This window comes from Celerinatantimonas yamalensis, from assembly GCF_046054155.1.
Taxonomy (GTDB): Bacteria; Pseudomonadota; Gammaproteobacteria; order Enterobacterales; family Celerinatantimonadaceae; genus Celerinatantimonas; species Celerinatantimonas yamalensis.
The window spans coordinates 162,326-180,665 of sequence record NZ_JBEQCT010000007.1 but is presented as its reverse complement, the minus strand read 5'-3'; the positions used below and the strand labels follow the sequence as shown (position 1 = coordinate 180,665).

20 protein-coding genes are annotated in these 18,340 nt (G+C 47.3%); 10 read left to right on the top strand and 10 right to left on the bottom strand.

What is annotated here, in order from left to right:
• Window positions 1–185: 185 nt before the first annotated feature.
• The gene (locus ABUE30_RS14455) at window positions 186–395 is read right to left on the bottom strand and encodes a cold-shock protein (protein WP_408624534.1); all 210 of its coding nucleotides are present in this window, start codon (window positions 393–395) and stop codon (window positions 186–188) included.
• Window positions 396–687: 292 nt separating this feature from the next.
• Window positions 688–993, bottom strand: coding sequence for a YkgJ family cysteine cluster protein (locus ABUE30_RS14450; RefSeq protein ID WP_408624532.1), 306 nt, complete (start codon window positions 991–993; stop codon window positions 688–690).
• 219 nt (window positions 994–1,212) lie between these two features.
• Here ABUE30_RS14450 and ABUE30_RS14445 point away from each other — a divergent pair, with 219 nt between their 5' ends.
• Window positions 1,213–1,779 carry a hydrolase gene (locus ABUE30_RS14445; RefSeq protein WP_408624531.1) on the top strand — a complete coding sequence of 189 codons (567 nt, stop codon included), beginning with the start codon at window positions 1,213–1,215 and terminating at the stop codon, window positions 1,777–1,779.
• 46 nt (window positions 1,780–1,825) lie between these two features.
• Here the strand turns inward: ABUE30_RS14445 and tcdA are convergent, their stop codons facing one another.
• Window positions 1,826–2,620 (bottom strand): tRNA cyclic N6-threonylcarbamoyladenosine(37) synthase TcdA, encoded by a 795-nt coding sequence (gene tcdA / locus ABUE30_RS14440; RefSeq protein ID WP_408624530.1) that lies wholly within the window; start codon window positions 2,618–2,620, stop codon window positions 1,826–1,828.
• Window positions 2,621–2,861: 241 nt separating this feature from the next.
• Complete coding sequence (gene ilvC / locus ABUE30_RS14435; protein ID WP_408624529.1) at window positions 2,862–4,346, bottom strand: ketol-acid reductoisomerase; 1,485 nt, start codon at window positions 4,344–4,346, stop codon at window positions 2,862–2,864.
• Window positions 4,347–4,489: 143 nt separating this feature from the next.
• On the opposite strand from ilvC, the gene ilvY reads away from it, so the two are divergent.
• Window positions 4,490–5,383 (top strand): HTH-type transcriptional activator IlvY, encoded by an 894-nt coding sequence (gene ilvY, locus ABUE30_RS14430; protein WP_408624528.1) that lies wholly within the window; start codon window positions 4,490–4,492, stop codon window positions 5,381–5,383.
• Window positions 5,384–5,390: 7 nt separating this feature from the next.
• Window positions 5,391–5,867: a Cys-tRNA(Pro) deacylase gene (gene ybaK, locus ABUE30_RS14425; RefSeq protein ID WP_408624527.1), complete on the top strand. Its 477-nt coding sequence runs from the start codon at window positions 5,391–5,393 to the stop codon at window positions 5,865–5,867.
• Here ybaK and ABUE30_RS14420 read toward each other — a convergent pair.
• A complete protein-coding gene (locus ABUE30_RS14420; protein WP_408624526.1) occupies window positions 5,864–6,313 on the bottom strand; it encodes a GNAT family N-acetyltransferase in 450 nt (149 codons plus the stop codon). The two genes, ybaK and ABUE30_RS14420, sit on opposite strands and share 4 nt — an antisense overlap.
• Before the next feature lie 120 nt (window positions 6,314–6,433).
• On the opposite strand from ABUE30_RS14420, the gene ubiK reads away from it, so the two are divergent.
• The 3 genes from ubiK to ABUE30_RS14405 all read left to right on the top strand — a co-directional run bounded on the left by ubiK (window position 6,434) and on the right by ABUE30_RS14405 (window position 9,703).
• Window positions 6,434–6,721 carry a ubiquinone biosynthesis accessory factor UbiK gene (gene ubiK / locus ABUE30_RS14415; RefSeq protein WP_408624525.1) on the top strand — a complete coding sequence of 96 codons (288 nt, stop codon included), beginning with the start codon at window positions 6,434–6,436 and terminating at the stop codon, window positions 6,719–6,721.
• A gap of 171 nt (window positions 6,722–6,892) precedes the next feature.
• Complete coding sequence (locus tag ABUE30_RS14410; protein ID WP_408624524.1) at window positions 6,893–8,251, top strand: class II 3-deoxy-7-phosphoheptulonate synthase; 1,359 nt, start codon at window positions 6,893–6,895, stop codon at window positions 8,249–8,251.
• 504 nt (window positions 8,252–8,755) lie between these two features.
• Complete coding sequence (locus ABUE30_RS14405) at window positions 8,756–9,703, top strand: 2-hydroxyacid dehydrogenase (RefSeq protein WP_408624523.1); 948 nt, start codon at window positions 8,756–8,758, stop codon at window positions 9,701–9,703.
• A gap of 120 nt (window positions 9,704–9,823) precedes the next feature.
• On the opposite strand, the gene ABUE30_RS14400 is transcribed toward ABUE30_RS14405, so the two are convergent.
• The gene (locus tag ABUE30_RS14400; protein WP_408624522.1) at window positions 9,824–9,982 is read right to left on the bottom strand and encodes a hypothetical protein; all 159 of its coding nucleotides are present in this window, start codon (window positions 9,980–9,982) and stop codon (window positions 9,824–9,826) included.
• Between the two features lie 212 nt (window positions 9,983–10,194).
• On the opposite strand from ABUE30_RS14400, the gene ABUE30_RS14395 reads away from it, so the two are divergent.
• The 3 genes from ABUE30_RS14395 to ABUE30_RS14385 all read left to right on the top strand — a co-directional run bounded on the left by ABUE30_RS14395 (window position 10,195) and on the right by ABUE30_RS14385 (window position 13,210).
• A complete protein-coding gene (locus tag ABUE30_RS14395; protein WP_408624521.1) occupies window positions 10,195–11,205 on the top strand; it encodes a 2-hydroxyacid dehydrogenase in 1,011 nt (336 codons plus the stop codon).
• 80 nt (window positions 11,206–11,285) lie between these two features.
• A complete protein-coding gene (locus tag ABUE30_RS14390) occupies window positions 11,286–12,002 on the top strand; it encodes a DUF554 domain-containing protein (protein WP_408624597.1) in 717 nt (238 codons plus the stop codon).
• Window positions 12,003–12,127: 125 nt separating this feature from the next.
• Window positions 12,128–13,210 (top strand): iron-containing alcohol dehydrogenase family protein, encoded by a 1,083-nt coding sequence (locus tag ABUE30_RS14385; RefSeq protein ID WP_408624520.1) that lies wholly within the window; start codon window positions 12,128–12,130, stop codon window positions 13,208–13,210.
• Window positions 13,211–13,249: 39 nt separating this feature from the next.
• Here ABUE30_RS14385 and yiaY read toward each other — a convergent pair whose 3' ends face one another.
• Window positions 13,250–14,398, bottom strand: coding sequence for an L-threonine dehydrogenase (yiaY, locus tag ABUE30_RS14380; RefSeq protein WP_408624519.1), 1,149 nt, complete (start codon window positions 14,396–14,398; stop codon window positions 13,250–13,252).
• A 547-nt stretch (window positions 14,399–14,945) separates the two neighbouring features.
• Here yiaY and ABUE30_RS14375 point away from each other — a divergent pair.
• Window positions 14,946–15,752, top strand: coding sequence for a carbon-nitrogen hydrolase family protein (locus ABUE30_RS14375; RefSeq protein ID WP_408624518.1), 807 nt, complete (start codon window positions 14,946–14,948; stop codon window positions 15,750–15,752).
• Window positions 15,753–15,969: 217 nt separating this feature from the next.
• On the opposite strand, the gene ABUE30_RS14370 is transcribed toward ABUE30_RS14375, so the two are convergent.
• Genes ABUE30_RS14370 through ABUE30_RS14360 form a run of 3 tightly spaced genes read right to left on the bottom strand, consistent with a single transcriptional unit; the run spans window position 15,970 to window position 18,244 of the window.
• Window positions 15,970–16,197, bottom strand: coding sequence for a non-oxidative hydroxyarylic acid decarboxylases subunit D (locus ABUE30_RS14370; RefSeq protein WP_408624517.1), 228 nt, complete (start codon window positions 16,195–16,197; stop codon window positions 15,970–15,972).
• An 11-nt stretch (window positions 16,198–16,208) separates the two neighbouring features.
• The gene (locus tag ABUE30_RS14365) at window positions 16,209–17,648 is read right to left on the bottom strand and encodes a non-oxidative hydroxyarylic acid decarboxylases subunit C (protein WP_408624516.1); all 1,440 of its coding nucleotides are present in this window, start codon (window positions 17,646–17,648) and stop codon (window positions 16,209–16,211) included.
• A 23-nt stretch (window positions 17,649–17,671) separates the two neighbouring features.
• Window positions 17,672–18,244, bottom strand: coding sequence for a non-oxidative hydroxyarylic acid decarboxylases subunit B (locus ABUE30_RS14360; RefSeq protein ID WP_408624515.1), 573 nt, complete (start codon window positions 18,242–18,244; stop codon window positions 17,672–17,674).
• Window positions 18,245–18,340 lie beyond the last annotated feature (96 nt).

Genomic DNA, 18,340 nt, shown 5'->3' with positions numbered 1-18,340 from the left:
TGTTGATGATGAGATGTCCAGCGCTATATGCATGCTCATGCAAAACTAATTTGGGATAAGACATGATATATTTGACTAATTACTGGAAGGATAGGCAGAGACCCATCAGTGCTGCGGATAAAACTTGAAATAAAAAAGGCAAATCTATAAAGATTTGCCTCTCTTTAAAACAATCGATTAGCTAATTAAATAGCAACGATGTTTTCAGCTTGTGGGCCTTTCTGACCGTTAGTCACAGTAAATTCAACCTGTTGACCTTCAGCTAAAGTTTTGAAGCCGGTGCTTGCAATTGCACTGAAATGTGCAAAAACGTCAGGACCATTAGGCTGTTCAATAAAACCAAAGCCTTTAGACTCGTTAAACCACTTAACTGTACCTTTCACTGTATTAGACATATTATCTACCTGATTAATTAAATTTAAGATTTGCCTTCCAGAGGCATGATTCGCAAAAAATAAGCTGGAACTTAGAAACTTCAGGTCGACGTGTTACGAATAAAACAACGAAATGTAGCATTTAAATTAGAGACTTCTTTCTAGCTGGTAGTAATGCTATAGCAATCACAGATGGATAGCTAGCTTTATTTTATTTATTTTGATCAAAAGTTGACCTTGTCAGATAAAAGCGACCCGTTATTAATTGAGGGATCCTTGGGCTCAAATAATGAAAGGACTTTGAGTGATGCGATTAACTGCACAGCGACATGCTTTCTGCGCGCTCCAGTTGGCACTCTGGGGAGCCCATTTCGAATTCGCGGCAAATTAATGGCCGATTTTCATAGATACTGCAGCGCAGCGTGTCTCTGTCAAGCGCCGCGCACCAACCATCGTCTGACCGCCGCATGGTTTCACCGCCCCATTCATCGGTATTCAAAAATCGATCGGGTACACCCGTGTCAGTAAAAATTCTGACCTCGAGTCGACAGCAGCAAGCTTGACAATTAGCACAGGTGATCTCGTTGGTGTCGATTGGTTGAATGGGGATAGCAGGCATAAGTGGCTCGTTCAATAACGTTGTCTATATCATACTCTTATCACTGCATGGTTGATACATCAGGCTTTATCTGCACATTGCTCGACGCCTTTTATTGGATTCTCATTTGATATTAAATGTTGTAGCATGCAATTGACTTAGCCTGTTTGTTGAGCAATTTGCTGCCGCTGGCGAGCACGAACAAAAGGTGTATTGTTAAAAGACTGAAAGGAAGACTATATGTTAGCGTTCGATTCAAAAAAAACCGCTCTAGTGTTAATTGACCTTCAAGAGGGGATCATCGCGAATAACTTTGCGCCTTACCGTAGTGATGTCGTTGTAGCAAAGGGAAAAGTGTTAGCAGAACAGTTTCGCCAAGTTGGGGCCTCTGTGGTTTTAGTCAATGTCGGCTGGGATGCCTGCTATGCCAATACCCCTAAAGGCGCCGTGGATCAACCCAGTCAGCGCCCCGAAGGCGGATTACCCGCAGGGTGGATGGATTTAACCCCAGGGCTTGCGCAAGAGGGCGATCTACGGGTGACTAAACATCAGTGGGGCGCGTTTACTGGAACGGGTTTGGATCTTGAGCTGCGCCGCCGCGGTATTGAAACAATTGTGATGGGTGGTATTGCTACCAACATGGGCGTTGAATCAACGGTTCGTCATGGTTGGGAGCTGAACTACAACATGGTGGTGGTTGAGGATGCCTGTAGTGCATTTACAGTTGAGCAACATCAAATGGCCATCGATGTAATTTTTCCACGTATCGCTCAAGTTGTGCGATCGGATGGTTTCACGTTCGCTTAAAGCCATCTCTTGTCATGGCGCTGTAATGCGCCATGATTGTCGAAAATTAATCATCTGATGGTGATTGATTGGTTTGAAGCGCGAGCTTTTTCAACACTTGGCCGGCGGCTATCAGACCAAAGCTTGCCGTGACATGCGTGGCGGCGCCAAACCCCCCAGAGCAGTCCATACGCATACTGCCATCGGTTTGTTTTGCGGCGCACACTTCGCCATTACCATCTGGATAGATCAACTGCTCGCTGGAAAATACGCACTCCACGCCAAATTTTCGTTTGGGGTTTTTACTAAAATTATAACTTCGACGCAGCTCGCTGCGCACCTTTGAAGCCAGCGGATCTTGAATCGTTTTGGCTAAATCGGCAACTTGTATCTGGGTGGGATCAATTTGTCCGCCTGCACCACCGACACTGATGATCTTAATCTTTTGCCGTTTACAGTAGGCAATTAAAGCTGTTTTTGCTTTCACGCTGTCGATAGCATCAATGACATAGTCAAAGCGTGCATCGATGTACTCACTGAGGTTATCTGCGGTGATGAAATCATCGATAATATGACAGTTCGCTTCGGGGTTGATATCCATGATGCGCGCCTTAATTACCTCCGTTTTTGCTTGACCGATAGTTGATGCAAGCGTGTGCGACTGGCGGTTGGTATTGGTGACGCATATATCATCTAAATCAATCAGGGTGATTTGTCCGATACCACTGCGGGCCAGCGCTTCAGCGGCCCATGAGCCCACACCGCCGATACCGATCACGCAGATATGGCTGTTGGCAAACTTATCTAAAGCTTTGGTGCCGTATAGCCGTGCAATTCCACCAAAACGCTGCTGATATGACATAGAACCCCCTAAAAATCTGAGATGCGATTATACCAGCGGCGGTTAAAAGCGATAGCGTGAATTCATGTCTCTAGCAATTTAGCGATGAGGGCGGTTGGTTGAGCTCGGGGCTGATATTTATCAGTCGGGGAACGTACTCTTAAAAGGGCGGTTTACTATTATTTATTGGCGGAACAGATTGCCGATGCGCGAAAATATAAGGTCACCCTAGCAGGTGACCTTATTAGATGGCGGCTCAAGCTTACAAGCTTTGCGCTACAATCCGTTTCATATCGGTCATGTAGCTACGTAGTTTATATCCAACCACTTCAACAGGGTGGTTGCGCACGGCACTATTGACTTCCATTAAGCGTTGATTATCAACACTGTTGTTTGGCCAACTGACATCTGCACCGATGTAGCTGCTATCGAGCTCATTAACTAGTTCCCGCAACATCGGAACTGCGGCGTGAGAGAACAAGTAACAACCGTATTCAGCTGTGTCTGAGATCACTACGTTCATTTCATACAGGCGTTTACGAGCAATGGTGTTAGCAATAAGCGGCGTTTCATGCAGTGATTCATAATAGGCAGATTCCGCGATGATGCCAGATGAGACCATGGTGTCAAAGGCCAGTTCAACCCCTGCTTTGACAAATGCGACCAATAACATCGCTTTATCAAAGTAATCTTGCTCGCTAATCTCAGCATCACTCTCAGGTGCATTTTCAAAACCGCTTTGACCGGTTTCTTCACGCCAGCGCAGCAAGTCTTTATCATCGGCGGCCCAATCAGCCATCATGCCAGATGAGAAGTTGCCTTCAATAATGTCATCCATATGTTTTTGGAAAAGTGGCGTGAGAATCGTTTTAAAACGTTCTGAAAGATCAAAACATTTCACTTTAGCCGGATTTGATAAGCGGTCCATCATATTCGTGATGCCACCATATTTGAGTGCTTCGGTGACCACTTCCCAACCGTATTGAATCAGTTTTGCCGCATAACCTGGGTCGGTCCCTTCGGCGACCAGCTTGTCATAAGCTAGGATAGAACCGGTCTGCAAGACGCCACATAAAATGGTTTGCTCACCCATCAAATCAGATTTTACTTCAGCTACAAAAGATGACTCCAATACCCCAGCGCGGTCACCACCGGTGGCACTGGCATAGGCTTTGGCGATGGCTAAGCCGTTCCCATTCGGGTCATTTTCAGGGTGAACCGCAATCAGTGTTGGAACCCCAAAGCCGCGTTTATATTCTTCGCGAACTTCAGTGCCTGGGCATTTCGGCGCGACCATGACAACAGTGATATCAGAACGAATCTGCATCCCTTCTTCAACAATATTAAAGCCGTGTGAGTATGATAAAACCGACCCTTCTTTCATCAATGGCATGACTTTGCCAACCACATCAGAGTGCTGTTTATCAGGGGTTAGATTTAGCACCATATCGGCCGTTGGGATCAGTTCTTCATAGGTGCCCACAGTAAAGCCGTTTTCGCTGGCTTGAATAAATGATTTACGTTTTTGCGCAATCGCTTCTTGACGCAGCGCATACGAGATATTCAGGCCGGAATCGCGCATATTGAGACCTTGGTTTAAGCCTTGCGCGCCACATCCAATAATGACAATTTTCCAATCACGAATGAGGTTACAACCATCAGCAAATTCGCTGCGGTTCATAAAACGACATTTTCCTAATTGAGCTAATTTCTGACGCAATGTCAGCGTATTAAAATAGTTGGCCATGTGTGTTGCTCTCCAAGAATCTATCAGACTAATTATTGTATTGATGAACTTACTATAAAAGCTCATGGGTATTGCGTAAAATGATATATACGAAATAGAGTATTGCAAAATATGCAATACCAATCAGACGGGGGTGACAAAGCATGGATCAACGCAGTGCCGAACTATTTTTGCATCTGTGCAACAGCTTGCACTTTGGCCGGACTAGTGAGCAAATGCATGTGAGCCCCTCAACCCTGAGCCGTTCGATTATGCGCTTAGAAGAAGAGCTTGGGGCGCGGCTTTTTACCCGCGATAAACGCTCAGTAAGTCTGACCCAATCCGGTGAGCAAGTTCGCCGCTTTACCAAGCAGTGGCTAGCTGATTGGCGCCAACTGCAAGCCGATCTATGTGGCGACCGAGCGGATCTTACGGGCGAGCTCAGTGTGTATTGCTCCGTGACGGCCAGTTACAGCCATCTCCCGCAGCTGCTGGATCGCTTTCGCTTAGTGTGTCCGGGGGCTGAAATTAAGCTTCTTACCGGGGATGTGGCGATGGCCGTTCCCATGGTTCGTGATGCTTTGGCAGATGTTGCCTTAGCCGCGCGTCCCGATTCACTGCCATTATCGGTGAATTTTGCCAGTATGACCAAAGTTCCTTTGTCGATTATCGCACCCCGAGTAAACTGTTTAGCTAAAGAGATGCTCGACGCCAAGCCCATTGACTGGGCGCACGTGCCGTTTATTTTGCCAGAGCTTGGCCCGGCCCGGCGGCGCTTGGAGAGTTGGTTTGAGCATATGCACATTGATCCGCCGATTGTAGCAACGGTTGCCGGCCATGAAGCGTTGGTTAGTATGGTAGCGTTGGGGAGCGGGGTTGGCATTGCACCCGATGTAGTGCTGGCCAATAGTCCAGTGAGCGAGCGAATTAATAAAGTGGCGGTTGATGTGCCTATCGAGCCCTTCGACATGGGGATCTGCGCATTGTCCAAGCGGTTGCATGAACCTCTGGTGCAGCGTTTTTGGCAATTAGCCGCTCATCATTCATTTAGTGATTAATACGATTATGACACCTGCAATTAATGCGCTTAAACGCGCCAAAATCGACTATCAACTGCATCATTATGAGCATGATGCGCAATCCACCAGCTTTGGCGAGGAAGCGGCCAGCAAACTCGCTATCGAGCCCAGTGCCATGTATAAAACTTTGATTGCCTGTGATGAGCACAATCCTAAGCAAATGGTGGTGGCGGTGGTGCCTGTGGCGGGACATCTTGATCTGAAAAAACTAGCCAAAGCCGCAGGGATGAAAAAAATGAAGATGGCCGATCCATCCCAAGCGGAGAAAACCACCGGTTACATCAAAGGTGGAATTAGTCCACTTGGGCAAAAAAAATCGCTACCAACCTTTGTAGATAGTTCCGCGGCGGATCGCTGCGAGATCTTTGTTAGTGGTGGTAAGCGCGGTTTAACCTTGCAGTTAGCTCCTCGGCCGCTAGTGGCTTTGGTGCGGGGTCAGTTTGCTCCCATTGCCAGTGATTAACCCAACTGCATATCTAGATGAGGGATACCATCCTCTAAATAGATGTCGGAGATTGGCGTAAACCCCAGCGATTGATAAAAACGTTGTAGATGCGCCTGCGCGCCAATAGTAATGGCGTGCTTTGGCCACGAGGTTTGGCAGATGGTTATGGCTTGTTGCATCAGTGTGCGTCCTAACTGACCGCCGCGAGCGGTTGCGCTGACAATGACGCGGCCAATGCTGGGGGTATCAAAGGTTAGCCCCGGTGGCAAAATGCGGGCATAACAACAAAGCACATCATCTTGCCAGCCCATCAGATGGATCAATTTGTCATGGTGATCATAGCCATCTAACTCGGGATAGGGGCAATGCTGTTCAACCACAAAGACATCCACTCGCAGCTTCAAAAATTGGTACAGCTCACGAGTACTTAGTGCGGTGAATGATTTCGCGTGCCATTGGATCATGAGTCCTCCGTGACGGATTTTTGCCCGGCTTTTCGATTAATTGATTTGAATCACTGGTGTTTGACCGGTGAGACTGACTACAATACACATCAATCGTAGCTCAAAGCACAAGGTGAATAAATGTTGAATCCAAACAAACTTGAAGAGTTGGCTAAGCAGATCCGCGAGATGGTGCCTTCAGGGATTAAATCAGCTGGGGATGAATTTGAGCGGCGGGTGAAGCAACTACTGCAAGCTAAACTGAATCAATTAGATATGGTCAGCCGCGATGATTTTGATGTGCAAGCGCAAGTGTTGCTGCGTACGCGCGAAAAGCTGAGCGATTTAGAGCAGCGTCTTAGTGAAGTGGAAGCCAAGCTGACTCCTCTGACAGATGAGCGCAGCGAGCCTGATCAAAACGAGCAGTAATCCGGCTGCTTTAAAAATTCGCTAATATGGGGAAATAATGCATAGAAATCCTATGAGAGCCCCCTTTTATGAGCGATTTTCCGGTACCTGAAAAATAGTTAAATGAAGGGGTTTTCATGCGCTTCAAATCCCCTATTATAAGCACTTTTATTGAGAGCACGGGAAAAGAGAATGACCGAATGGACACCGTCTAGCTGGCGGGATAAACCAGCCAAACAGATCCCAGACTATCCCGATAGCGATGCTTTGCATCGCGTCGAAAAACAGCTAGCCGGACAACCTCCTTTGGTTTTTGCTGGGGAAGCACGGGCACTGCGAGCTGATTTGGCAAAAGTTGCACGTGGCGAAGCATTTTTGCTTCAAGGCGGGGACTGCGCTGAAAGCTTTGATGAGTTTAGTACTATTCATATCCGTGATTTTTTCAAAGCACTAATGCAGATGGCCGTTGTGCTGACCTTTGGTGGACAAAAACCAGTAGTCAAAATTGGCCGAGTGGCGGGGCAATTTGCTAAACCACGCAGCGCCAATACGGAGACGATTAACGGGATTGAGTTACCCTCTTATCGGGGTGATATCATCAATGCAATTGGTTTTGATAAATCTTCCCGTATTCCTGATCCAGAGCGGATGCTCAAAGCTTATCATCAGTCAACATCCACATTAAACCTACTCCGTGCATTTGCTCAAGGCGGCTTAGCCGATCTGCAGCAGGTACATAAGTGGAACTTGGATTTTGTCGAAAAAAGTCCACTCGCGGATCGCTATCGCAATATTGCGAGTCGTATTGATGAATCGCTATTATTCATGAATGCCTGCGGCATTAACTCGCAGACTGCTCCGCAACTGCGTGAAACGACCTTGTATACCTCGCATGAAGCGCTGTTATTGCCATATGAACAAGCACTGACTCGTTGTGATAGTTTAACGGGCAAATGGTATGACTGTGCGGCCCATATGTTGTGGATTGGCGATCGCACTCGTCAACTTGATCATGCCCATGTGGAGTTTGCCCGGGGGATTGAAAATGCAATTGGCTTGAAAGCGGGTCCAACAACTGATCCTGATGAGTTGTTACGCTTAATTGATATCATCAACCCGAATAACGATGGTGGCCGCTTGAATCTGATTGTGCGGATGGGAGCCGATCATGTCGCTGACCATCTCCCCGCGCTGATTCGTGCTATTGAGCGTGAAGGTAAGCATGTGGTTTGGAGCTGTGATCCGATGCATGGTAACACCATTAAAGCGCCTAATGGTTATAAAACTCGCCGCGTTGATGATGTCTTGCGCGAAGTACGAAGCTTCTTTGAGATCCATGCCAGTGAAGGCTCTTATGCCGGTGGGGTTCATTTTGAGATGACTGGGCGTAATGTGACGGAATGTGTTGGCGGGGCCTTTCATATTACCGAGCATGACTTAGCTGAGCGTTATCATACCTACTGCGATCCCCGTTTGAATGCGGATCAGGCGTTAGAGTTAGCATTTTTAATCGCTGACAATATTAAAGCAGCGCGTAGCGCGATGGCCTAAACGCTTTTGATTTTCGACAATAAACATCCGAGCCGAGTGCTCGGATGTTTTATCTAAAACTTATTAGATAAACCAGTCTCTCTAGGGTATCTCGACGGTTCAAAATTATATTTTGTTGGTTCTGACAAGGTCAGCTCGCGAAATGAAAAACAATGTGGCGTGATTGCTCATGAGTAACGAGCGGCTGGCAATGAAAAAGTAGGAGCAAAGCCTACTCAGACGAACTCTCTGGTCAACGTTTTATTCAATTTATTATTCATTTGTTATGTCGCATGACGACATGCAATGGAATAACTGCCCGCCAACTCGCTGCAAAAACGTCCCTGAAACGTCAATACGCTCCAAGTAATAGTGCATTCTTGATCATAGTTGCTTGATCTTGATTAGAAAAATCGCGACGATGAATCTTATTATGTGAAACATACACAGGCAATCGACGTGTGAGTGCTCCCTAACAGCCAATGGCTCAACGGGCGATCAGGCTTCAAGGGATAGGAGAATACGATGAAAGTGTTATTTGCAGCGCCAGAAGATGCCTGGGGCGGGATATTTTACCGTTACCAACAGGCGCTACCCGAATTTGAATGGCAAGCATTAGGCCACTATCAATTGCACGATCTGCACGGCGTGGATGTGTTGATCCCAACCATGAGTAAAGTCACCGAACCCGTGCTGGCTTCGGCCAATCAGTTGAAGTTGATTCAGCAAGTGGGGGCGGGGCTTGAAGGCGTTGATTTAGCCGCAGCCGAGATGCGCAAGATTGCGGTGGCCAATGTGCCAACAGGCGATAGCGGTAATGCCGATTCGGTGGCTGAGTTAACTGTATGGATGATGCTCTCCTTGGTGCGTCAAGCGCGCCTTATACCGCAAGCGCTCCAGCAACGCCAGCTTGGCACCCCGTGCGGGGACACCTTACAAGGACGCACGGTTGGGTTAATTGGCTTCGGTGGGTTAGGACAAGCCATCGCCAAACGGCTGCGTGCTTTTGATATGACCTTATTGGCGGTGAAGCGCCATGCTGATACAGCATTAGCCGAACGCTTTGGTTTAGAGTGGTGTGCCGATATGAGTCAGCTTGACACTTTGCTCTCTTGCAGCGATCACGTGATCTTAACGCTGCCCGATTCTCCCGATAGCCACCATCTTTTAAATAGCCATCGATTGGCATTGATGAAACCGAGTGCGTTTGTGATTAATGTTGGTCGCGGTGGGGTGGTCGACACCGATGCATTGGTTGACGCTTTGAATCAACAACGCCTAGCTGGGGCGGGATTAGATGTATTTGAACAGGAACCCGCAGATCCAGATCATCCCTTATTTGCACAAAATGTGATTGCCAGCGCCCATATCGGAGGGGTGACTCACCTGTCTCAGCAGGGGATTTTTGATGCCGTTGTCGAGAATTTACAGAGGCTTAAACAGAATGACCCATTGGCTTATCGAGTTGTATAGCCGATGCTTATTTTGTGACAGATTTAACCACTGCAACTTTGGGCACGAATAACGCTGTAGCTGCTTATTGCTACAGCGTCTGAGTGCGATTACGCGTCACAATGCACAAATTCGCTCGTGCTATTGCCCTGGCATCGGGTGGACACCATCACCACTATGTAATTGTGGACCTGATGGACCTGATGGACCACCACCACCATGTGGTGGTGGAAATAACATGCAGCCTGACAAACTACCGATGAGTATGGTCGTGAGCACGATTTTTATCATAGCTTTCATTGTAACGTTCCAGATTAGGAGATCATACAACAGGTTATTCGTTTATATAATACAATCCAAGGACTTTCTATTGTTTGAGTCATCAAACGACAGCAGTCGCTTTTCGATATATTTCTAAGTTCTTTGCTGTTCGAGACAAATCCTGCAAAGATGAAGGCCTATCTTGAGTGATGTATCTGCCAGTTGGCAAATACTGTAACAAAGGTGAGGCTATGAAAATTTGTTTATTTAGCGCTAAAAAATATGATCGCGAATATTTTGATCTAATCAATCAGACCTACGAATTTGAGCTGGACTATTTTGCTATTACACTAACGCCTAAAACCGCCTCGTTAGCCAAAGGCGCTGATGCTGTCTGTGCGTTCGTGAATGACGAAATAAATGCACAAACGCTCACCATTTTAAGCGAGTTGGGGATCAAAATTCTACTGATGCGTTGCGCGGGGTTTAACAATGTGGACTTGGCCTGTGCCAAACGCTTGGGGATCCATGTAGCCCGCGTTCCTGCTTATTCGCCAGAAGCGGTCGCCGAACATGCGATTGCGTTACTGATGACGCTAAACCGGCGTATCCATAAAGCGTATCTACGCACTCGTGATGCCAATTTTAGTTTGGAAGGGCTGACTGGTTTTAACATGCATGGACGCACTGTTGGTGTGATTGGTACGGGGAAAATTGGGTTGGCTACGGCGCGAATTTTTCGTGGTTTCGGCTGCCAAGTCATCGGTTTTGATCCCTACCCTAATGCCGAGTTTGAAAAACTCGGCGGGCGTTATGTTGCGTTCGATGAGTTGCTTAGTTTGAGCAAAGTGATTAGCTTACATTGCCCGTTAACCGCTGATAGTACTTATTTAATCGACCGCCGCGCTTTCTCATTGATGCAACCTAAAACAGTTCTTATCAATACCAGTCGTGGTAAACTGGTGGATTCTGTTGCTGCTATCGATGCGCTTAAACAAGGACTTTTAGGTGGGTTAGCGCTGGATGTTTATGAAAATGAGCAAAATCTTTTCTTTGAAGATCTCTCGGATGAAGTGATCCAAGACGATGTCTTTCGCCGCTTATCCGCTTGCCATAATGTGATCTTTACAGGTCACCAAGCGTTTTTAACCCATGAGGCTCTGACGGCAATCGCCCAGGTGACTCTCGATAACGCCAAAGCGTTAGGGGCAGGTGATACGACAGTGAATGAGATTATTCAGAACAACCCAGATCACCACTAACGTGCGTTGGCCACCTGTATCATTGCATTTCTGGCAAGTTGAAGGAGCAATTAATCGAAAGGACAAGGAGATATTCAATGATACTGGGACCACTGATTAACAGTGCGGCAATTATTGTGGGCGGGCTTTGTGGCCCGCTGTTGTCGCCGTTAATTCCTCAGCGTTTGCAAAAAGGGTTGCCACCGACCTTTGCGTTGGCCTCTATCGCGATTGGTATTACCATGGTCAATAAATCTCATTTCATTCCAGTGGTGGTGATGTCGCTGATTTTAGGGACCGCCATCGGTGAATTGATTTTTATGGAAGCGGGGGTGAGTCGCGCCGCACAATGGGCACAACGTAAATTGAATCGACTATTGCCGGTGCCGCGAAGCCTGAGTCCGAGTGAATTTAGTCAGCAATTTACGGCATTGATTGTGGTTTTTGGCGCCAGCGGGCTAGGGGTGGTTGGCTCGATGACCGAAGGGTTAAATGGCAATATCCAGCTGTTATTGGTTAAATCAATGATGGACTTTATTACCGCTATGATCTTCTCGATAAGCCTCGGGCCAAGCGTTGCGCTGATAGCGGTGGTACAGTTTAGCGTGCAAGCGATCTTATTTACACTTGCCACCTCAATTATGCCTTATATGGACCCCATTGCATTTGCCGATTTTTCCGCTGTTGGCGGCATTATCATGATCGCAGTGGGACTTCGCATCGCTAACATTATGAATTTTGCAGTGGTGAATTTTTTACCCTCATTAGTACTGGTTTTGCCATTTTCCTATCTTTGGCGGCATTTTTTTACCAGTTAAATAAGACAACATCCTCGGCGGATGCTACTCGCTCTGTAATTATCTTAATCACTTATTTATTAATTGGATGTCGGTCGTTAGTATGGTGATTCCTTTATTCATCATGACTGTTCGGAGTCTAAATTATGTCTGTCGAATTTCACCTACCTAGCCACTATATTCGTGGTGCCAATGTTGCCAGACAACTCGTTGAGTATTGCCAGCGATTGGGGCCACGAACGATGGTGATTGGTGGCCATAAGGCTTTGCAAGCGCTCGAAGAACATATTGGTGTGATCGAATCGACCCGCTACCATTGGTTTGGTGGTGAATGCTCGGTGACTCAAATTGAGCGCTTAAAAGCGCATGCTCGTGAGCAACAAGCGCAAGTCATTGTCGCTGTCGGTGGCGGTAAAGCAATGGATACCGGTAAAGCAGTAGCAGATGAGCTGCAACTACCTATTATAACCATCCCTACTATCGTCGCGACCTGCGCCGCTTTGACCCCTCTATCTGTTCGTTACTTGGATAGTGGTCATTTTTTGGATATATATCATCTTTCCAAAGCACCGGACGTGGTGCTAGTTGATACCACTTTGTTAGCTCATTCGCCGCTTCGTTGGCTGGCCGCTGGCTTAGGCGATACCTTAGCGAAATGGTATGAGTATCGCTCACTTAAACATTCTGAAACAAATTTAATCGGACATCAGCAGTTAACGGCGTTTAATAGCCGCTTATGTTATGACTTAATTGAGCGTTTTGGCGCTAAGGCGTGTCAGGCTTTAGAGCAAGGTCATTCGAGCGAAGCTCTTGAACAAGTCTGTGATGCCATTATTCTTAATGCAGGAATGACGGCGACGATGGCTAGCGGCGTGCATTCTAGCGCAGCACATGCGCTCTATAATGGCTTTACCGTTGATGATGAGGTTCGTGAATTTGGTCATGGGCTGCTGGTCGGTTATGGGAATTTAGTACTGTTGGCCCTTGAAGGGCGCAGTGATGAACAGCTACTCGATGCAATTCGATTAGCACAAGCGTGTTATGTCCCTATTTCGCTAGCGCAGATCAAAGCTAATTGGCAAGCCGAGCAACTGCAAGCCGTGTTTGATATGGCGGTAGCAACGCCAGATATGCATCAATTACCGTTTAGTGTCAGTTGCGAGCAATTAGCCGAGGCGTGTCAGCGCGTGGATGCGCTTAGTGAATGTGTCGCGGGTGAAAGTAGATAAAGTAAAGCCTTGTGGTGAGGATCACAAGGCTTATCCGTATTACATTGCAGCTTTAAAAATAGCGACCACTTCTGCGTGAGTGGGTTGTTTTGGATTGGTAAATCCGCACGCATCGTTCATGGCATTATCTGCTAATACATTGAAGTCTTCTTCTTTCGCGCCTAGCCCTTTTAGACCAGCAGGAATATTGACAGATTGTGATAGTTTAACAATTGCTGCAATTGCAGCATCTGCACCTTGTTGCTCGGTCATGCCAGCCACATCGACACCTAATGCTTTGGCCACATCTGTTAAACGAGCGGCTGCGACTTGTGCGTTATAGCGTTGTACGTGAGGCAACAATACGGCATTACAAACACCATGAGGCAGGTCATAGAAACCACCTAATTGATGCGCCATGGCATGTACATAACCTAATGATGCGTTGTTAAACGCCATTCCAGCCATAAATTGCGCATAAGCCATCTGTTCACGGGCTTGCATGTTGCTGCCGTTATGGACTGCTTCGTACAAAGAGTCGCGGATGATTTCGATGGCTTTAATCGCACAGGCATCGGTAATCGGGGTCGCAGCCGTTGACACATAAGCTTCAACGGCATGCGTTAGCGCATCCATCCCAGTTGCAGCAGTCAGTGATGCAGGCATACCTGCCATCAGTTTAGGATCATTGACGGATAAAACCGGCGTAACATTCTGGTCAACAATGGCCATTTTAATGTGGCGTTCTTGATCGGTAATGATGCAGAAGCGAGTCATTTCAGAAGCCGTACCCGCTGTGGTATTGATACTAATCAGTGGCAGCTGTGGCTTTTTAGAAACATCCACCCCTTCATAATCACTGATATGGCCACCATTGGTTGCCACCAGGGAAATTCCTTTGGCACAGTCATGTGATGAACCGCCCCCTAAAGAGATGACGCAGTCACAACTATGATGATGCAAAGTTTCAAGACCCGCGTTCACATTAGCAACCGTTGGGTTAGGTTGAACGCCATCATAAACCACACATTCAACCGAATACTCTTTGAGTAGCGTTTGAATTTCTGCAGTGACGCCCAGTTTCGTCATCCCAGGGTCAGTGACAATCAACGCCTGTTTAAAGCCTAAATTTTGGATTTGTTGGGCTGCATTTTTTAGGGCACCTTCGCCCATAATGTTGATAGCTGGAATATAAAATGTACTACTCATGAAGCTCACCTTTTGCATAATTGTTAATTTTTCGACTGAATTGTGTCACTCAACCATGTTGATAAATTTGACCTAACTCAAATATTGCGAATAAATCATGTAAATTTATTGTCAGTTGAATTGTTGCATGTTTGTTTATCCCCGATTGATGTTCATCCGCGGTCAAAAAGTATACAAATGCGTTGGTTGAGGGCATGTTGTTGCTTGCAGCAAGCCGAGTATTGATGCAAGGCTGGCATTGACGCTGCAAAAAGCTGGCTTTATTGCAATAGATAAAGTAATCACTGAGTACTATGAGTTGTGTTTGCAGATGGGAAAGGGGTTGATCCAGCACTATCAAGTCGCGACAATTCGATGCGTTACGTTTTACCTTGATGTTTTTTTGCGCAGTCGTTGATGCTTTAACTTTAAGAAAGACGATTGACGATTATCATTAACATCTGGTTTTGAAACGTTGGCTCGTTCTAGGTAACGAGAGTTGTTGTTAACACAATTTGAGTGTCATTACTTAGGTCATAAATTTAACGGTCATAAAAGGAGCGCGTCAATGAATCAATCTAGCCTGTTAGCCGCCATACAGATGAATAGTGGTGATGATGTTGACACCAATATACGCCTTGCCAGTGAGTTGATTGCTCAGGCCGCGGCGAAAGGCGCAAAATATGTGGTGTTACCCGAGTATTTTTATTGGATGGGCGCCGATGAAACGCAGCGCGTTCACTTAGCTGAAGCCTTTGGTGATGGGCCGTTGCAGCGTAAGCTCAGCGAACTGGCCGCAACCTATCAGTTATGGTTGGCCGCAGGGACTTTACCCATTGCCTCTCCTGAGCCTGAGCATGTGTATAACACACAGTTATTATTTAACCCGCAAGGGCAGTGCCAAGCGCGTTACGATAAAGTACACCTATTTGGTTATGACGATGGCTCAATGCGTTACCAAGAGTCAGACGTGTTAACCGCAGGGCGCGACGTTGTCACTTATTCGCTGCCCTTTGCCAAGGCGCGGGCCAGTGTCTGTTACGATCTGCGTTTTCCAGAGTTGTATCGCCAAGCGCCAGATTATCAGATCATCTCTATGGCCGCTGCGTTTACCTATACGACTGGCCTAGCGCATTGGCATACCTTATTGCAAGCTCGAGCGATTGAAAATCAGTGTTACGTTGTGGCGGCTGCGCAAACGGGTGAGCATCTCGGCGCCAAACAGACCTATGGTCACAGTTTGATTGTTGACCCATGGGGAGAAATTGTCAGTGAATGTCCTGCCGGCAATGGTGTGGTCGTTGCTGCTTATGATCCGCAGTTGCTCGCAACGGTTCGCCAGAAGCTCCCTGCACTAGCCCATCGGATGTTGTAGGTAGGGATGAGCGAGATGATGGAGTAGGCAGCAGAATATGACGTTGATTCTGCGGGCGTATGACTCAGTCAGTGGTGTAGTCGTTGTTGTTTAAATCGGGCAGTAAAGAGCAATGGTCAGCCGCTTATGATAGGTTTTACCAGTAGATTGGTAGCGATCTTTAGGTTATGTGGGTTAGCAAACGAAAGGGCGCTGGGCGCCCTTAGAATGGGTGATATTACTTGCTAAGCAAAGGCGGGATAGTTGGCACTATCGGTGCGTTGTCGATATCCGCTTGAGTTATTTTAAATCGCTCAGGGTAGTGTTCTCGGCTGGTGCGGCGTAACGGCTCGGTTGAGCGCCAGGTGTAAAAACAGTGTTGGCACATATGTACGGTCCAAACTCCATTGACAGGAGATTCAGCCAGCAGTTCGATATGCTCATCGCCACAACGTGGACAAATCATCGTTATTCTCCTTATTTTTTATGACGTTCAGCAATCATTTGATTGAGTTTCTCAGCCCATTTAGCCGCTTCGGGGAGATCTTTCACCGGCTGGCTGTAGTGGCCGCGGTTATCTGGGGCGACGGGGGTGGTGGCATCAATCACTAATTTGTCGGTAATGCCAGCAGGCTGTGAGCCTGGGTCAAGCTCTAGCACAGACATGTTAGGAAGCTGAACTAGATCGCCAGCAGGGTTGACTTTGGATGACAGCGCCCACATCACTTGTGGCAGGTTAAATGGATCGACATCTTCATCGACCATAATCACCATCTTCACATATCCCAAACCATGGGGAGTAGTCATCGCCCGCAAACCCACGGCCTTGGCAAAGCCACCATAACGTTTCTTGGTGGAGATAATCGCCAGCAAGCCATGTGTGTACATGGCGTTAACAGCCTGCACCTCGGGAAATTCAGCCTTGAGTTGTTTATATAATGGCACGCAGGTCGCCGGACCAATCAAATAATCGATTTCGGTCCAAGGCATGCCTAAATAGAGTGATTCAAAGATCGGGTTCGTGCGATAGCTAATTTTGTCGATGCGCACCACCGTCATCTGCCGGCCGCCTGAATAGTGGCCAGTGAATTCGCCAAATGGCCCTTCAATCTCACGCTTACGCCCCTCAATAACGCCTTCAAGAATGACCTCTGAACCCCATGGCACATCAAAACCGGTTAACGGCGCTGTGCTAATCGGATAGGGTGCTTCACGCAAGGCTCCTGCCATCTCGTATTCGGACTCATCATATTTCAGCGGTGTTGCGCCCATCAGCGTGATGATCGGGTCATTTCCCAGCGTAATGACGATAGGGAGATCTTCGCCGCGCTCCTCGGCTTTGTGTAAGTGGATTGCAATATCGTGCATTGGTACCGGTTGCAGTGCGAGTTTACGCTTGCCTTTGACTTCCATGCGGTAGATCCCGACATTTTGTTTGTCAAAGTTATCCGGATCGCTTGGATCGCGTGAGATGATACTGGCTTTATCCAGATAGAAGCCACCATCACCATCATTAAGGCGAAATAATGGCAAAATATCAAATAAGTTGATGTCATCACCATCAGCACTATTTTCGGCCCAAGGTGGATTATCACGGCGTTCAGGAGCGACGGGGTAGTTATCCCAACGGCGGATAAACTCATCGATCTGCGCCTTGGTTCCAGTTTGCGGCGACAATCCCAGTGCAATGGCATGGTTCGACCACGAGCCCAAAGTATTCATAGCGATTTGGGCATTGGTAAAACCTGCTACATTGTTGAAAAACAATGCGGGGGCAGCATCCGGATTACTAATGCGTCCAGTGGCGTTGGCGGCTGCGGCGATATCGGGTTCAGCTTGCACTTGTTCTTCTATACGCAGCAATTGCTGGTGTTCATCTAGTGCGTTTAAAAAGCTGCGTAAATCATCATAAGCCATAGATACTCCTTTGAATGTTGGAACTAATGGCGTTCAGGTAGACCTTGCCAACGCTTCGCATCAGGCAAGGCAATATGGAATTGGTCAAGTACACGAGCAACCACGTGGGTAGTGACATCATCAATATGTTGAGGGTGGTTGTAGTAAGCAGGCATCGGCGGCACGATCGCTGCACCCATTTTTGACAGTGCCAACATATTATCTAAGTGGATGCTCGACAACGGCGTTTCGCGAGGCACGAGTACCAGCTTGCGCTGCTCTTTTAATATCACATCAGCGGCGCGGCCAATCAGCCCTTCGGCGTACCCTAAGCGAATGCCTGCTAAGGTTTTCATGCTGCAAGGAATGATAATCATGCCATCGGTGATAAACGATCCGGATGAGATCGCTGCTGCTTGGTCGTCAGGGCGATAGACCACATCGGCAAGTTCGCGGAGATCACCTGCCTTGTAGCTGGTTTCAAGCTCCAAAGTGACTTTTGCCCATTTGGAGAGGATCAGATGAGTTTCTACGTCAGGACACTGACTGAGCGCTTCTAGCAGTTTTACCGCCAAAGGAGCCCCTGTCGCGCCAGTCATGGCTACAATTAATCGCAAAATGATCTCCTACTTGTTCGCATAAGAACTATTTTGCGCTATTATGAGGGGAGTTATCAATAAGATCAATGATTCTTTGTGAGGTAAACTTCTAAA

Excerpts from the sequence above, each read along its gene's own strand:
- ybaK (WP_408624527.1), top strand. The coding sequence starts at position 5,391 with ATGACACCTGCAATTAATGCGCTTAAACGCGCCAAAATCGACTATCAA.
- ABUE30_RS14410 (WP_408624524.1), top strand. The coding sequence starts at position 6,893 with ATGACCGAATGGACACCGTCTAGCTGGCGGGATAAACCAGCCAAACAG.
- ABUE30_RS14395 (WP_408624521.1), top strand. The coding sequence starts at position 10,195 with ATGAAAATTTGTTTATTTAGCGCTAAAAAATATGATCGCGAATATTTT.
- tcdA (WP_408624530.1), bottom strand. The coding sequence starts at position 2,620 with ATGTCATATCAGCAGCGTTTTGGTGGAATTGCACGGCTATACGGCACC.
- ABUE30_RS14400 (WP_408624522.1), bottom strand. The coding sequence starts at position 9,982 with ATGAAAGCTATGATAAAAATCGTGCTCACGACCATACTCATCGGTAGT.
- ABUE30_RS14405 (WP_408624523.1), top strand. The coding sequence starts at position 8,756 with ATGAAAGTGTTATTTGCAGCGCCAGAAGATGCCTGGGGCGGGATATTT.
- ilvY (WP_408624528.1), top strand. The coding sequence starts at position 4,490 with ATGGATCAACGCAGTGCCGAACTATTTTTGCATCTGTGCAACAGCTTG.
- ABUE30_RS14455 (WP_408624534.1), bottom strand. The coding sequence starts at position 395 with ATGTCTAATACAGTGAAAGGTACAGTTAAGTGGTTTAACGAGTCTAAA.
- ABUE30_RS14420 (WP_408624526.1), bottom strand. The coding sequence starts at position 6,313 with ATGATCCAATGGCACGCGAAATCATTCACCGCACTAAGTACTCGTGAG.
- ABUE30_RS14385 (WP_408624520.1), top strand. The coding sequence starts at position 12,128 with ATGTCTGTCGAATTTCACCTACCTAGCCACTATATTCGTGGTGCCAAT.
- ABUE30_RS14375 (WP_408624518.1), top strand. The coding sequence starts at position 14,946 with ATGAATCAATCTAGCCTGTTAGCCGCCATACAGATGAATAGTGGTGAT.
- ABUE30_RS14450 (WP_408624532.1), bottom strand. The coding sequence starts at position 993 with ATGCCTGCTATCCCCATTCAACCAATCGACACCAACGAGATCACCTGT.
- ubiK (WP_408624525.1), top strand. The coding sequence starts at position 6,434 with ATGTTGAATCCAAACAAACTTGAAGAGTTGGCTAAGCAGATCCGCGAG.
- ABUE30_RS14365 (WP_408624516.1), bottom strand. The coding sequence starts at position 17,648 with ATGGCTTATGATGATTTACGCAGCTTTTTAAACGCACTAGATGAACAC.
- ilvC (WP_408624529.1), bottom strand. The coding sequence starts at position 4,346 with ATGGCCAACTATTTTAATACGCTGACATTGCGTCAGAAATTAGCTCAA.
- ABUE30_RS14445 (WP_408624531.1), top strand. The coding sequence starts at position 1,213 with ATGTTAGCGTTCGATTCAAAAAAAACCGCTCTAGTGTTAATTGACCTT.
- yiaY (WP_408624519.1), bottom strand. The coding sequence starts at position 14,398 with ATGAGTAGTACATTTTATATTCCAGCTATCAACATTATGGGCGAAGGT.
- ABUE30_RS14370 (WP_408624517.1), bottom strand. The coding sequence starts at position 16,197 with ATGATTTGTCCACGTTGTGGCGATGAGCATATCGAACTGCTGGCTGAA.